Source organism: Enterococcus sp. AZ088 (assembly GCF_051714845.1).
In the GTDB taxonomy this organism is placed as follows: Bacteria; Bacillota; Bacilli; order Lactobacillales; family Enterococcaceae; genus Enterococcus; species Enterococcus faecalis.
Map to the genome: position 1 here is coordinate 798,747 of NZ_JBIOSQ010000001.1, position 16,254 is coordinate 815,000.

Sequence of the window (16,254 nt, forward strand, 5' to 3'; positions counted from 1 at the left end):
TCTAGCTCTTAGTTTAGCATATTTTCTTTAAAAGTAAAGAATCCGCGATAGGAAAATAAGAGAAGAGGCAAAAAATAGCAAGGATTCAAAAAGGAGCTGTCCAATGTCATTTCCACAATTACATACCGTTACTTCCTATTCGCTTTTATCTAGTACGGTTAGGATTCGTTCCTATGTAAAACAAGCGAAAGCGTTAGGTTATCAAACATTAGCGATTACCGATATCAATGTCTTGCATGGGGTGGTTGAATTTTATGAAGCATGCCAAGAAGCGGGAATTCAACCAATTATCGGTTTAAGATTAGAATATACCCCAGTAGAAAAAGAAGGGCATTCCGAGTTGCTTTTATTTGCTAAAAATTTAAAAGGGTATCAGCAATTAATGCAACTATCTAGCAGCAAAATGACGACAGAGGGTCCCTTTTACTTAGCGGAACATCAATCCTTATTAAGTGATTTATTTGCCGTGACTTTGTCAGCTAAAGGAGAAGTCGCCCAAACATTTTTTGAAGATGAACAACAAGCGGTTCACGCTTTCCAACAACTTGCTTCATATTTTGATCCCCAGTCGTTATTTGTTGAACATTCTTTTTCAATGAATCAACAACGCAATCCAGCGCTCTTTTCTTTTTACCAAAGAGAACAATTACCTGGCGTGGCTTTGCAAGAGGTACGTCATTTAACAAGGGAAGAAGGCTTTGCCGTTACTGTTCTTGAGAGCATCAAAGAAAATAATCAATTGAATATTACAAGCCAAACACCGGAAATAGAAGGTCTGAATTACTTGCGCGAAGCAGAGACGACGATGGAACAAATGCTTCAAATAGCTGGTGCAGAAGTGGTCCAGAATACGATTCAGCTAGCTGAAAATTGCCGAGTTGACATTCCTTTACATCAAAAATTATTACCGCATTTTCCTGTGCCTGATAATCAAACGGCTGGTTCTTATTTACGCACATTGTGTTTAGAAAAATTACCAGAAAGAGTGCCTCATCTAAATGAAGTTTACCAAAAACGATTAGAAAAAGAGTTAACCATCATTCACAATATGGGCTTTGATGATTACTTTTTAATCGTTTGGGATGTGATGGACTTCTGTCATAACAATCAAATTGTTACAGGCGCTGGCCGAGGTTCAGCTGCAGGCTCTTTAGTGTCCTATGTGTTATCAATTACAGATGTAGATCCAATCAAATATGATTTGCTTTTTGAACGTTTTTTGAATCCAGAACGCTACACGATGCCCGATATTGATTTAGATATTCCTGATAATCGGCGGGAGGAAGTTTTAGCTTATGTCAGTCAAAAATATGGTCATTATCACATGGCGCAAATTGCCACGTTTGGTACGATGGCTGCGAAAATGGTTTTACGGGACGTTGCACGTGTTTTCGGGTTGTCCCAGAGTGAAGCGAATCGTTGGTCGGCAGCTGTCCCAAACAAGCTGAAAATTACGTTAGAAGAAGCGTACCAAGAGTCGAAACGGATGCAAGAATTGGTCAATTTTTCACCAAATAATCAATTGCTCTATAAAACAGCTGTTCAGCTAGAAGGATTGCCTCGCCATGTTTCTACGCACGCAGCAGGTGTGGTAATTAGTGATGAAAATCTTTTGAATTTGGTTCCGTTACAACCAGGATCGAATGAAATTTTATTGACCCAATTTACTATGAATGATGTTGAAAAAATTGGTCTTCTGAAAATGGATTTCTTGGGCTTAAGAAATTTATCCATCATTGATGATACCCTCACAGCTGTTAAACGCGTCTATAATCGAACCATTCGTTTAAATCAGATTCCATTAGATGACGAAACAACGCTGGCTTTATTTAGAAAAGGGGAAACAAGTGGCGTTTTCCAGTTTGAATCTGCTGGAATTCGGAATGTATTAAGAAAATTAGGGCCAACTAGCATTGAAGATATTGCTGCTGTCAATGCCCTGTATCGTCCTGGTCCGATGCAAAATATTGATGTTTTCATCCGCCGGAAAAAAGGCTTGGAACAAATTAGTTATCCAGAGCCTAGTCTCGCCCCCATCTTAGAAAATACGTACGGAATTATTGTTTACCAAGAGCAGATTATGCAAGTTGCTGCGAAAATGGCTGGCTTCTCTTTAGGGCAAGCTGACATTTTACGTCGGGCCATTAGTAAAAAGAAAAAAGATGTGCTAGATGAAGAACGAAATCATTTTGTTAATGGTGCGTTACAACAAGGCTATCCCCAAGAAACAGCTAACCAAGTGTACGATTATATTGAGCGCTTTGCTAATTATGGCTTTAACCGCTCGCATGCATTTGCCTATTCCTTTATTGGTTTTCAAATGGCTTACTTGAAGGTTCATTATCCAAGTGCTTTTTATGTCGCATTGTTGCATTCTGTTCGTCATAATCCAACAAAAATTAAAGAATATATTGGCGAAGCTAGAAAAAACAAGCAGACGATTTTGCAGCCGTCAATTAACCAAAGTCACTACAGCTTTTACCTAAATCAGCAACAGCAAATTTTATTTGGTTTTAGTTCTTTAAAAGGAATCCGCCGAGACTTCATTCAAAATATTTTAAATGAACGCCGAGAAAATGGACCGTACAAAACGTTCGATGAGTTTCTTTTGCGAATTGACCGTAAGTGGTTGAAAGTTGAAAATATCGAACCATTGATTGCCATCGGTGCATTTGACGAAATTGCGCCTAATCGCCGTCAATTAGCGGTAGGTTTAGAGAGTAATATCCAAAGTATTCTTCTCAGCGGTGGTAGTATGGATTTGTTAGAAACGTTGAAGCCAAAGGAAGAAGAAATTGCCGATTATCCGCTAGAAGAGCGACTAGAACAAGAAGAACAATATTTAGGAGTCTATTTATCAGGACATCCGACAGAAGAGTTCAAAAAAACACGCTTAGCCAAGCAAACGCAACTTGTTCATGAACTTGTTGAAAATCAGCCCACGAAATTATTGATTTATGTCAAAAACATTCGGACGATTCGGACCAAAAAGGGAGAACAAATGGCCTTTGTTGATGGGGATGATACAACAGGAAGTATTTCACTAACGTTGTTCCCAACCGTTTTTCGCCAGTTAAGACAGAGTGTCGAGAAAGGGCAAGTTTATTATGTGGAAGGAAAAGTGGAACGCAGTACGTACAATCAAGAATTGCAAATATTGGTTCAACGAATAGAAAAAGCGCAACAAGTAGAAACATCAATTAGTGACGAAACGTGTTTTATCAGAATTACAAAAGATGTCGAACAAACGGACGTTTTTCAGAAAATGAAAGAGGTACTTAGTCGTCATGCTGGACACATTCCAGTGATTGTCTATTTTGAAAAAACAGGAAAGAAAATAGTATTAAATGAAGAAAATTGGGTCGCTCATACAAGCGCTAGTCAGCAACAATTAGCTTACGTTTTAGGCGAGCAAAACGTCATTTTCAAATGATTTACGGTAAAAAATACTAGTTGTTTTCAACTTTTTTCATTTTTTTCTTCTTAACTCAAGACATTTTGGTTCTTTAATGGTAAAATGAATGACGTAATATTTTTGTATATCAATTTTTGCGAAAAGGTTTCTTTTGGCAGTTGAAAGTATATTATATGAGGTGAAATAGCGAATGAAACGCATTGGTATTTTAACCAGCGGGGGAGATGCCCCTGGAATGAACGCTGCAATTCGTGCAGTCGTACGCAAAAGTATTTTTGATGGAATCGAAGTTTACGGTATTAACTATGGATTTGCCGGTTTAGTCGCAGGCGACATCCGTCGTTTAGATGTTGCTGACGTTGGCGATAAGATTCAACGTGGTGGAACATTCTTGTACTCTGCTCGTTATCCTGAATTTGCTACTGAAGAAGGGCAATTAAAAGGAATCGAACAATTGAAAAAATTCGGTATTGAAGGCTTAGTTGTTATTGGTGGAGACGGTTCTTATCATGGCGCAATGGCTTTGACAAAACGTGGTTTCCCCGCTGTTGGAATTCCTGGAACAATTGATAATGATATTCCTGGAACAGATTTCACAATCGGTTTTGATACAGCAATTAACACTGTTTTGGAATCAATTGACCGAATTCGTGATACAGCGACTTCTCATGTTCGTACATTCGTTATCGAAGTAATGGGACGTAACGCTGGTGATATCGCATTGTGGTCAGGCGTGGCAGGCGGAGCAGATGAAATCATTATTCCTGAACATGATTTTGATATGAAAAACGTTGCCAAACGTATTCAAGAAGGCCGCGACCGCGGGAAAAAACATTGCTTAATCATTTTAGCAGAAGGCGTAATGGGCGGAAATGAATTTGCTGATAAACTTTCTGAATACGGTGATTTCCATACGCGTGTATCAATTTTAGGACACGTGGTTCGTGGGGGCTCGCCAAGTGCTCGTGACCGTGTATTAGCAAGTAAATTTGGGTCATATGCTGTTGAACTTCTAAAAGAAGGCAAAGGCGGTTTATGTATCGGTATGTTAGATAACCAAGTAGTTGCAGCTGATATTATTGACACGTTAGAAAACAATAAACACAAACCAGATTTATCTCTTTATGAGTTAAATCATGAAATTTCTTTTTAATCTTGTATATTAGCTAATCTTATTAGCTTTGTATAAACAAATTTGGAATAGGAGCGTTTTAGTAATGAAAAAAACGAAAATCGTATGTACGATTGGACCAGCTAGTGAATCCGTTGATATGCTAGTAAACTTAATTAATGCAGGTATGAATGTTTGCCGTTTGAACTTTTCACATGGTGACTACGAAGAGCATGGTGCTCGTATTAAAAACATTCGTGAAGCTGTAAAAATTACAGGGAAACGCGTAGCGATCTTACTAGATACAAAAGGTCCTGAAATCCGCACAAATGACATGGAAAATGGCGCAATCACAATGAAAATTGGTGACTCAGTACGTATTTCTATGACAGAAGTTTTAGGAACAAATGAAAAATTCTCAATCACTTATCCAGAATTAATCAATGATGTAAACGTAGGTTCACACATTCTTTTAGATGATGGTTTAATTGATTTAGAAGTAACTGATATCGACCGTGATGCAAACGAAATCGTAACAGTTGTTAAAAACGAAGGCGTCTTGAAAAACAAAAAAGGCGTTAACGTACCAGGCGTTTCTGTAAACTTACCAGGGATCACTGAAAAAGATGCTAACGATATCCGTTTCGGAATTGGTCAAGGAATTGACTTTATCGCAGCTAGCTTCGTTCGTCGTGCTTCTGACGTTTTAGAAATCACTAAAATTTTAGAAGAAGAAAACGCAACACACATCCAAATCATTCCTAAAATCGAAAACCAAGAAGGTATCGATAATATCGATGAAATCTTAAAAGTTTCTGATGGTTTAATGGTTGCTCGTGGTGACATGGGTGTTGAAATTCCAACAGAAGATGTTCCAGTTGTCCAAAAAGCTTTAATTAAAAAATGTAATGCTTTAGGTAAACCAGTTATCACTGCAACACAAATGTTAGATTCAATGCAACGTAACCCACGTCCAACACGTGCGGAAGCAAATGACGTAGCAAACGCAATCTACGATGGAACAGATGCAGTAATGTTATCAGGCGAAACTGCAGCAGGGGATTACCCATTAGAAGCTGTTCAAACAATGGCTCGTATTGCAGTTCGTACAGAAGAAACATTAGTTAACCAAGATTCATTCGCATTGAAATTATATAGCAAAACAGATATGACTGAAGCAATCGGACAATCTGTTGGCCATACAGCACGTAACTTGGGTATCCAAACAATCGTTGCGGCAACAGAATCAGGCCACACAGCACGTATGATCTCTAAATACCGTCCAAAAGCACATATCGTTGCAATTACGTTCTCAGAACAAAAAGCACGTAGCTTATCATTATCATGGGGTGTTTACGCAACAGTTGCTGACAAACCATCAAGCACAGATGAAATGTTTAATTTAGCTTCAAAAGTATCACAAGAAGAAGGTTATGCTTCAGAAGGTGATTTAATCATTATCACTGCTGGTGTTCCAGTTGGCGAAAAAGGCACAACAAACTTAATGAAAATTCAAATGATCGGTTCTAAATTAGTTCAAGGTCAAGGTGTCGGCGAAGAAGCAATTATTGCAAAAGCCGTTGTTGCAGGAACTGCTGAAGAAGCAGTTGCTAAAGCGACTGAAGGAGCTATTTTAGTTACAAAAACAACAGATAAAGAATACATGCCTGCAATTGAAAAAGCATCAGCATTAGTTGTTGAAGAAGGTGGTTTAACTTCTCATGCAGCTGTTGTAGCGATTGCACAAAATATTCCAGTTATCGTAGGTGCTGCAGATGCAACATCATTAATTAATAATGACGAAGTGATTACTGTTGATCCTCGTCGTGGTATTGTTTACCGCGGAGCAACAACAGCTATCTAAGTCTAATTAATTCAATCATTTGATTTTAAGCAATATGTACTCGGACGCAAAGCTGGGACAAACCGATTCGTCAGTTTGTCTCAGCTTTTTTTACAAGGAAGACAGTAGTACGAAATGTTCAGAAAACACGTATTCAGTAAATAAAGAGTTGGGCGCAAATAGTAAAATTATGTCTTAGTTTTAAATTATTTATGTTATTTCACACAAAAATTTTGTTATTTAATTAAATAAGCGCTAAGTTATCTTCAACAGAAAAACAATTATAAAAAAAACGAAAGAAAAACAGGAAATAAGAAAGGGCTGTCAAGAAAATTTCATTGACAAAGCTTTCATACCCCTGTATAATAGCTTTTGTTGCTTAGGAGTGATAATTATGAAGTGGTCTTTGTTAGAATTAAATAAATACAAAGAAGAGCCGCTAGTGTTTTCAGAAACATTGCATCTTAAAGAAGAGCTTCTTCAACGAGATGATACCTTGTTGGATGTAAGTCCAATCAAAGTAGAAGGCTTATTAGCAGTCAATAAATCAGAATATTTACTTCATTACACTATTCAGGTAACTGTAACCGTTCCTTCATCCCGTTCTTTAGAACCTGTGGCTTTGCCAATGCAAATCACGGTCGATGAAGTCTTTATGACAAAAGAACAAATGGATACAAGAGATGAACGATTTGCAGTTGAAGAGATTATTTTATTGGATAAGCCAACAATTGATTTAGATGAATCTGTCGAAGACAACATTCTATTGTCCATTCCAATTCAAGTGCTTACAGAAGAAGAACAAAACAGTCAAGAAATGCCAAGTGGCAATGACTGGGAAGTGATTTCAGAAGAAGCATATTTGGAAAGTAAGCAGAAAGCAGCAGAACAAACAGTGGATCCTCGTCTGGCTAAACTATCAGAATTACTCAGCGATAATGCTGAAGAGGAAGATAACAGCTAGGTTGGAATATATTGTGTATGTAAATACACGCATCTTTACAAGGAGGTGGAACAACAATGGCAGTACCAGCTAGAAGAACTTCTAAAGCGAAAAAAGCAAAACGTCGCACACACTACAAATTAACAATCAAAGGCTTAAATGCATGCTCAAACTGTGGTGAAATGAAAAAAAGCCATCACGTATGTCCAGCATGTGGTCACTACGATGGAAAAGACGTAATGTCTAAAGAAGCATAAGCATAAAAACATTTTTTGAAATGTTGAATCCCCTAGGCTAACCATGGAGCCTAGGGGATTTGTATTTTTTTAAGAAAATATGAAGAAATTGGAAATTTATTGGCACTATATTGTTTTCATATGAAAGATAGTGCGTTATAATAGTGAGGATTATAAGAGAATGCTCATAGAATTTTCGTTGATTATAATATAGGAGGTCATAAAATGACAAAACAACAATTTGGCGTAGTCGGCATGGCTGTCATGGGGAAAAATCTTGCTTTAAACATTGAAAGCAGAGGCTATACAGTTGCGCTGTATAACCGTACAGGATCAAAAACAACAGAAGTGGTTGAAGAACATCCTGACAAAAACTTTCAAGCAACATACTCAATTGAGGAATTTGTGAATGCAATTGAAAAACCTCGTCGAATTATGTTGATGGTTAAAGCTGGACCTGCAACAGATGCGACAATCCAAGAATTGTTACCACACCTTGATAAAGGCGACATCTTAATTGATGGCGGTAATACGTTCTTCAAAGACACAATGCGACGTAATGAAGAACTAGCAAACTCAGGAATTAACTTTATTGGTACTGGCGTTTCTGGCGGAGAAGAAGGAGCCTTGAAAGGACCATCTATCATGCCTGGCGGACAAAAAGAAGCGTATGAGTTAGTTGCGCCAATTCTTGAAAAAATTTCAGCTAAAGCAGAAGACGGTGAACCATGTGTGACTTACATTGGCCCAAATGGTGCTGGACATTATGTAAAAATGGTTCATAATGGGATTGAATATGGGGATATGCAATTAATTGCTGAATCCTACGATTTAATGAAACAAATCTTAGGTTTATCTGTTGATGAAATGGCAGAGATTTTCAAAGAATGGAACGAAGGCGAATTAGACAGTTACCTTATTGAGATCACGGCTGACATTTTGACACGTAAAGATGATGAAGGAACCGACCAACCAATCGTTGATGTTATTCTTGATGCAGCAGGCAACAAAGGAACAGGTAAATGGACAAGCCAAAGTGCGTTAGATCTTGGCGTACCATTACCATTAATTACAGAATCAGTATTTGCACGTTTTATTTCGGCTTACAAAGAAGAACGCGTAAAAGCAAGTGGCATTTTATCAAAACCTACAGCCTTTAACTTTGCAGGCGATAAAAAAGAATTGATTGAAAAAATTCGCGAAGCATTATACTTTAGTAAATTAATGAGTTATGCGCAAGGGTTTGCACAACTCCGTGCAGCTTCTGAAGAATACGGATGGGATTTACCATTTGGTGAAATTGCAAAAATCTGGCGAGCAGGTTGCATTATCCGTGCACAATTCTTACAAAAAATTACCGATGCATATGAAAAAAATCCAGCACTTGAAAACTTGTTGTTAGATGAATACTTCGTAGAAATTACGAAAAAATATCAACAAGCCGTTCGTGAAGTTGTTGCGATTGCTGTTCAAGCAGGTGTTCCTGTACCAACATTCTCATCTGCAATTGCTTATTACGATTCTTATCGTTCAGATCGCTTACCAGCGAATTTAATTCAAGCACAACGTGATTACTTCGGTGCTCATACGTACGAACGCACAGACAAAGAAGGAATCTACCATTACAGCTGGTACAACGAAGAATAAACACGCTGGAGACCATGAGTGTGGCTCACCATGCTCATGGTTTTACTGTGGCTTAAAAAAGAACCAGACAGATTGAGTAGTAATTCTCTAATAAGTAGTAAGGAATAAAAAGGTTGAGCTTGAGTATAGCTTTTAAAGAGAAAGGACAATTAATCAAATGAGCAACATTTTAATTATTGAAGATGAAAAGAACTTAGCGAGATTCGTTGAGCTTGAATTAAAACATGAGGGGTATACGACAGAAGTACACTACAATGGTCGTACAGGATTGGAAGCCGCTCTTAACAACGAATGGGATGCTATCCTTCTTGATTTGATGTTACCAGAATTAAATGGATTAGAAGTATGTCGCCGTGTTCGCCAAGTGAAAAATACACCAATTATTATGATGACTGCGCGTGATTCAGTAATTGACCGTGTTTCTGGCTTAGACCATGGAGCGGATGATTATATTGTTAAACCATTTGCAATTGAAGAATTGTTAGCTCGTTTACGTGCGTTACTTCGTCGTATTGATATTGAGGGCGATAAAAACGTTGCAAAACAAACAACGATTACATATCGTGATTTAACAATTGAAAAAGAAAATCGTGTCGTTCGTCGTAATTCTGAAATGATTGAATTAACAAAACGCGAATACGAATTACTATTAACGCTAATGGAAAACGTGAACGTTGTCTTGGCACGTGATGTGTTACTAAATAAAGTTTGGGGCTATGAAACAGAAGTAGAAACAAACGTTGTGGATGTGTATATCCGCTACTTACGAAATAAAATTGACGTACCTGGAGAAGAAAGCTACATCCAAACTGTCCGTGGAACTGGCTACGTTATGCGTTCGTGAGAACTAATTAATGAAAAGAACGATTAAAAAAGAACTGGAAGGCCCATCTTTAACTATAAAGTGGGCTTTCGCAAGTTCTTTCTTTATATTTGTAGTTTTTACCATTTTTGCGGTGATTACCTATAAGTCTTCTGTCAGTCTTATTGTTGCCAAAGAAAAGGAAAATGTCGAAGCAACGATTGCAGAAGTAACAAATCGATTAGCTAATGCCAATGAAAATTTAACGGTAACAGACGTTTTTGACTATTTAAAAACGCCGAGTGAAAGAGATGAAAACTACTATAATAAGCATACAGCAGTAGAAGGTTCGTTTATGGAAATGGACAGTTTCATATCTGAACTAGGACAACCAGAACTTTATTTATCTGTGTATGACACAAACCAAAAGCTAGTTTTTAAAACACAAAATGAATATGATAAGTTATTACAATTGGATCGACAATTACCTGTTGTTCGAACCGTTTTTGATAAAACCGGTTTTTATTCCGTGGAACCTATTTTTTCAAAAGAAACACGAGAAAAGATTGGCTATATTCAAGCGTTTTATGAACTTTCTTCTTTTTATGAAATTCGTAATCATTTATTATTAACACTTGTAGTTTTAGAAGTGATTTCTCTGATTGTAAGTAGTGTCTTAGGCTTTATCCTCTCTTCTTATTTCTTAAAACCATTAAAAGTATTGAGAGATACGATGGATACAATCCGCAAAGACCCGCAATCAGATGTCCACATGCCGGAGATTAATACGAGAGATGAGTTAGCAGATATCTCGGAAATCTTTAATGAAATGTTAGATCGTATGAGACGCTATATCGAACAACAAGAGCAGTTTGTTGAAGATGTTTCCCATGAATTAAGAACGCCCGTTGCGATTATGGAAGGCCATTTAAACCTTTTAAATCGTTGGGGGAAAGACGATCCTGAAATTTTAGATGAATCATTAAAGGCCAGTTTACAAGAAATTAGTCGTATGAAGAGTTTGGTCCAAGAAATGCTTGACCTTTCACGCGCTGAACAAGTGGACACCCAATATGCAAATGAACGAACAGATGCTAAACAAGTAGTCTACCAAGTATTTAATAACTTCCAATTGGTTTATCCTGAGTTTCATATCACATTAGATGACGATTTACCAACCGAAGTTGAACTGAAAATCTATCGTAATCACTTTGAACAATTGCTAATTATTCTATTAGATAATGCGATTAAATATTCAACCGATCGAAAAGAAGTGCATATTTCCATTTCTCGAACGATGAATGAATTTGAAATAGCTGTGCAAGATTTTGGTGAAGGAATCACTGAAGAAGACTTGGAGAAAATATTTGATCGATTCTATCGAGTAGATAAAGCCCGTGCAAGAAATAAAGGCGGTAATGGCTTAGGACTATCGATTGCAAAACAATTAGTCGAAAACTATAAAGGACGTATTGATGCAGAAAGCGTATTGCATCAAGGAACGATCTTTAGAATTTTTATTCCAATCGCTGGAATAAAAGAAGAGAGCAACGTACAATAAAGTGAACTGACCCAATAAACTGAGACAAAATAAAAAAGCACCTCTTGTTGAATTCACGTTAAAATGAATTTAACTAGGAGGTGCTTTTTCAATGGGAAATCGAGTGTCTTATCCGATTCACATCAAAGAAATGGCTATACAGATGAAAAAAGAGAATATTCCTGTAAAAATGATTATGGAAGAATTAGGCATTAAAAACAAAACACAAATTGAAACATGGTGGCGTTGGTACCGTAATGGCGAGAATCATCGTCTGGTTCAACCCGTTGGAAAACAATATGCTTATGGTAAAGGTCCAGAAATTCTATCAAATGAACAACAGCTTAGAAATGAAAATAACTATTTAAAAATGCATATTGAGGTGCTAAAAAAGTACAAAGAATTGGAAAGGACGTGGAGCCAGAAATATTTGTAGAATTAGTTAAAAAAATGAAAGGAAAAATAACCATTACTGTATTGTGTCAACTTTTCGGCGTTTCGCGAGCTACTTATTATCGTTGGACTCATCGAAAAGACTTGGGAAAGTTAACACCTCTTGAAGAAGCCGTTCGTCGACTTTGCTTCCAGCATAAGTTTCGATATGGCTATCGAAAGATTACTGCGTTGATTAATCAGGAATACAAAGTAAACAAAAACACCGTACAAAAGATTATGCAGAAATATCATTGGAATTGTCGCGTGAAAATGAAGAAACGCAGTAAAGTGGGACAACCTTACACGGTTGTCGAGAACAAGCTAAATAGACAATTTTCTTCAGACGCTCCTTTAAAGAAATTGGTAACAGATATTACTTATCTGCCTTTTGGTCAAAAGCAATTGTATTTGTCTTCAATTATGGATTTATACAATGGTGAAATTATCGCCTATACCATCGGTGATAAGCAAGATACGGCTTTTGTTCTGGATACACTTGATCAATTGCCCCAAACAACGGATTGTCTATTGCATAGTGATCAGGGCTCTGTTTATACTTCTTTTGACTACCAGAATCAAATAAAAACAAAAGGCATTACCATGAGTATGTCCCGCAAAGGGACACCTTCAGATAATGCCTGCATCGAATCGTTTCATGCCTCACTAAAGTCTGAAACGTTCTACTTAGATGGGCTCACAAATGAACCTACATCTATTGTAATAGAAATTGTAAAAAAATACATTACTTATTATAATGAAAGTCGAATTCAACAAAAACTAGACTACCAATCGCCGATAAATTATCGGAAATCAGCAGTCTAGGAAAATGCTTTTTTATTCCTGTCTCACAATCTTAGGTCAGTTCCAAAGTACGTTGCTTTTTTTACGAATGATTAACGAACATTTCAGTAAGAGAAAAGGGATTATAAGATAAAGAAACGAATGTTTTCTTTGCAGAAAATATTCATCGTTCGAAATTGAAAAAAATGTTATTTTTCTGCAAAATAATAGTTGCGTTTTAGAAAAATCCTTGGTATATTAATATCTGTTCTGACAAACAGTTCGTTAAGAAAAAAGTTTTAAAAAGTTAAAAATTTTTCTTGACGAAAAGATAAATAACATGTTAGAATAACAAAGTCGTTAAAGAGATTGCTTTTAAATCAATCATTTGATCAAAAAAACTTGTTATAAAATAACAAAAAAGTTTTAAAAAGTTGTTGACAAACAACTGAGATAATGATAAGATATAGAAGTTGTCACAACAGACGACAACAACCGAGCAAAACAACTTGAGAAAACTTTTGAAAAAAGTTCTTGACATTCAAACGAAAGTTTGTTATGATATAAAAGTTGCTGCGAGGTAACGTAGACCTTTGAAAACTGAACAAAGAATAGACGAACCAAATGTGTAGGGCGTCTTGATTCAATTCAAGACAACAAACATTTTTAACAAGCAAGCAATATGCTAGCAAACAAATTGAGCTTAACAATCGCAAGATTGTTCTAACTTTTATTATGAGAGTTTGATCCTGGCTCAGGACGAACGCTGGCGGCGTGCCTAATACATGCAAGTCGAACGCTTCTTTCCTCCCGAGTGCTTGCACTCAATTGGAAAGAGGAGTGGCGGACGGGTGAGTAACACGTGGGTAACCTACCCATCAGAGGGGGATAACACTTGGAAACAGGTGCTAATACCGCATAACAGTTTATGCCGCATGGCATAAGAGTGAAAGGCGCTTTCGGGTGTCGCTGATGGATGGACCCGCGGTGCATTAGCTAGTTGGTGAGGTAACGGCTCACCAAGGCCACGATGCATAGCCGACCTGAGAGGGTGATCGGCCACACTGGGACTGAGACACGGCCCAGACTCCTACGGGAGGCAGCAGTAGGGAATCTTCGGCAATGGACGAAAGTCTGACCGAGCAACGCCGCGTGAGTGAAGAAGGTTTTCGGATCGTAAAACTCTGTTGTTAGAGAAGAACAAGGACGTTAGTAACTGAACGTCCCCTGACGGTATCTAACCAGAAAGCCACGGCTAACTACGTGCCAGCAGCCGCGGTAATACGTAGGTGGCAAGCGTTGTCCGGATTTATTGGGCGTAAAGCGAGCGCAGGCGGTTTCTTAAGTCTGATGTGAAAGCCCCCGGCTCAACCGGGGAGGGTCATTGGAAACTGGGAGACTTGAGTGCAGAAGAGGAGAGTGGAATTCCATGTGTAGCGGTGAAATGCGTAGATATATGGAGGAACACCAGTGGCGAAGGCGGCTCTCTGGTCTGTAACTGACGCTGAGGCTCGAAAGCGTGGGGAGCAAACAGGATTAGATACCCTGGTAGTCCACGCCGTAAACGATGAGTGCTAAGTGTTGGAGGGTTTCCGCCCTTCAGTGCTGCAGCAAACGCATTAAGCACTCCGCCTGGGGAGTACGACCGCAAGGTTGAAACTCAAAGGAATTGACGGGGGCCCGCACAAGCGGTGGAGCATGTGGTTTAATTCGAAGCAACGCGAAGAACCTTACCAGGTCTTGACATCCTTTGACCACTCTAGAGATAGAGCTTTCCCTTCGGGGACAAAGTGACAGGTGGTGCATGGTTGTCGTCAGCTCGTGTCGTGAGATGTTGGGTTAAGTCCCGCAACGAGCGCAACCCTTATTGTTAGTTGCCATCATTTAGTTGGGCACTCTAGCGAGACTGCCGGTGACAAACCGGAGGAAGGTGGGGATGACGTCAAATCATCATGCCCCTTATGACCTGGGCTACACACGTGCTACAATGGGAAGTACAACGAGTCGCTAGACCGCGAGGTCATGCAAATCTCTTAAAGCTTCTCTCAGTTCGGATTGCAGGCTGCAACTCGCCTGCATGAAGCCGGAATCGCTAGTAATCGCGGATCAGCACGCCGCGGTGAATACGTTCCCGGGCCTTGTACACACCGCCCGTCACACCACGAGAGTTTGTAACACCCGAAGTCGGTGAGGTAACCTTTTTGGAGCCAGCCGCCTAAGGTGGGATAGATGATTGGGGTGAAGTCGTAACAAGGTAGCCGTATCGGAAGGTGCGGCTGGATCACCTCCTTTCTAAGGAATATTACGGAAATACACATTTCGTCTTTACTTTGTTCAGTTTTGAGAGGTCTACTCTCAATCAAATAAGTTCGGGGCCTTAGCTCAGCTGGGAGAGCGCCTGCTTTGCACGCAGGAGGTCAGCGGTTCGATCCCGCTAGGCTCCATTGATAGCTTTTGCTATCAGATTCGTTCATTGAAAACTGGATATTGAAGTAAAAAGAATCAAAACAAACCGAGAACACCGCGTTGAATGAGTTTTTTAATAAGTTCAATTGCTTATTTATTGATTAACCTTCTATCGCTAGAAGAAGTGATCAAGACCCAACCGTAAGGTTGATAAGGTTAAGTGAATAAGGGCGCACGGTGGATGCCTTGGCACTAGGAGCCGATGAAGGACGGGACTAACACCGATATGCTTTGGGGAGCTGTAAGTAAGCTATGATCCAGAGATTTCCGAATGGGGGAACCCAATATCTTTTATAGGATATTACTTTTCAGTGAATACATAGCTGATTAGAGGTAGACGCAGAGAACTGAAACATCTTAGTACCTGCAGGAAGAGAAAGAAAATTCGATTCCCTGAGTAGCGGCGAGCGAAACGGGAAGAGCCCAAACCAACAAGCTTGCTTGTTGGGGTTGTAGGACTCCAATATGGTAGTCTGTTAGTATAGTTGAAGGATTTGGAAAATTCCGCTAAAGAGGGTGAAAGCCCCGTAGACGAAATGCTAACAACACCTAGGAAAATCCTGAGTACGGCGGAACACGAGAAATTCCGTCGGAATCCGCGGGGACCATCCCGCAAGGCTAAATACTCCCTAGTGACCGATAGTGAACCAGTACCGTGAGGGAAAGGTGAAAAGCACCCCGGAAGGGGAGTGAAATAGATCCTGAAACCGTGTGCCTACAACAAGTCAAAGCTCGTTAATGAGTGATGGCGTGCCTTTTGTAGAATGAACCGGCGAGTTACGATTGCATGCGAGGTTAAGTCGAAGAGACGGAGCCGCAGCGAAAGCGAGTCTGAATAGGGCGAATGAGTATGTAGTCGTAGACCCGAAACCATGTGATCTACCCATGTCCAGGTTGAAGGTGCGGTAAAACGCACTGGAGGACCGAACCCACGTACGTTGAAAAGTGCGGGGATGAGGTGTGGGTAGCGGAGAAATTCCAAACGAACTTGGAGATAGCTGGTTCTCTCCGAAATAGCTTTAGGGCTAGCCTCGGA

At 39.1% G+C, this 16,254-nt stretch carries 9 protein-coding genes, 1 tRNA gene and 2 rRNA genes (1 of these 12 cut by a window edge); all 12 read left to right on the forward strand.

Features of this window, described 5'->3' with window-relative positions:
- The first annotated feature begins 103 nt into the window (after nucleotides 1–103).
- A complete protein-coding gene (gene dnaE / locus IGL17_RS03900; protein ID WP_016617837.1) occupies nucleotides 104–3,433 on the forward strand; it encodes a DNA polymerase III subunit alpha in 3,330 nt (1,109 codons plus the stop codon).
- Nucleotides 3,434–3,605: 172 nt separating this feature from the next.
- Nucleotides 3,606–4,568 (forward strand): 6-phosphofructokinase, encoded by a 963-nt coding sequence (pfkA, locus tag IGL17_RS03905; protein ID WP_002355947.1) that lies wholly within the window; start codon nucleotides 3,606–3,608, stop codon nucleotides 4,566–4,568.
- Nucleotides 4,569–4,632: 64 nt separating this feature from the next.
- Complete coding sequence (gene pyk, locus IGL17_RS03910) at nucleotides 4,633–6,390, forward strand: pyruvate kinase (protein WP_002355949.1); 1,758 nt, start codon at nucleotides 4,633–4,635, stop codon at nucleotides 6,388–6,390.
- Between the two features lie 373 nt (nucleotides 6,391–6,763).
- On the forward strand, nucleotides 6,764–7,333 hold the full coding sequence (locus tag IGL17_RS03915; RefSeq protein WP_016617836.1) for a YceD family protein: 570 nt from the start codon (nucleotides 6,764–6,766) through the stop codon (nucleotides 7,331–7,333).
- Between the two features lie 56 nt (nucleotides 7,334–7,389).
- Complete coding sequence (gene rpmF, locus IGL17_RS03920) at nucleotides 7,390–7,569, forward strand: 50S ribosomal protein L32 (protein ID WP_002355952.1); 180 nt, start codon at nucleotides 7,390–7,392, stop codon at nucleotides 7,567–7,569.
- A 204-nt stretch (nucleotides 7,570–7,773) separates the two neighbouring features.
- Nucleotides 7,774–9,195: an NADP-dependent phosphogluconate dehydrogenase gene (gene gndA, locus IGL17_RS03925; RefSeq protein WP_010713786.1), complete on the forward strand. Its 1,422-nt coding sequence runs from the start codon at nucleotides 7,774–7,776 to the stop codon at nucleotides 9,193–9,195.
- 157 nt (nucleotides 9,196–9,352) lie between these two features.
- Entirely contained in the window at nucleotides 9,353–10,039 is a 687-nt protein-coding gene (locus IGL17_RS03930) for a response regulator transcription factor (RefSeq protein WP_002355954.1), read from the forward strand.
- 10 nt (nucleotides 10,040–10,049) lie between these two features.
- Entirely contained in the window at nucleotides 10,050–11,558 is a 1,509-nt protein-coding gene (locus IGL17_RS03935) for a HAMP domain-containing sensor histidine kinase (RefSeq protein ID WP_002363430.1), read from the forward strand.
- A gap of 91 nt (nucleotides 11,559–11,649) precedes the next feature.
- Nucleotides 11,650–12,794 (forward strand): IS3 family transposase gene (locus IGL17_RS03940; protein ID WP_202255341.1). Its coding sequence is split into 2 segments (ribosomal slippage): nucleotides 11,650–11,923 and nucleotides 11,923–12,794, totalling 1,146 coding nucleotides; the frame shifts between segments, so codons are not numbered across the junction.
- A 689-nt stretch (nucleotides 12,795–13,483) separates the two neighbouring features.
- Nucleotides 13,484–15,044, forward strand: a 16S ribosomal RNA gene (locus IGL17_RS03945).
- Nucleotides 15,045–15,123: 79 nt separating this feature from the next.
- Nucleotides 15,124–15,196 (forward strand) — tRNA-Ala (locus IGL17_RS03950).
- Between the two features lie 176 nt (nucleotides 15,197–15,372).
- Nucleotides 15,373–16,254, forward strand: a 23S ribosomal RNA gene (locus IGL17_RS03955); it runs 2,031 nt beyond the window's last position.
- The 16S and 23S rRNA genes sit together here with 1 tRNA gene alongside, the layout of an rRNA operon.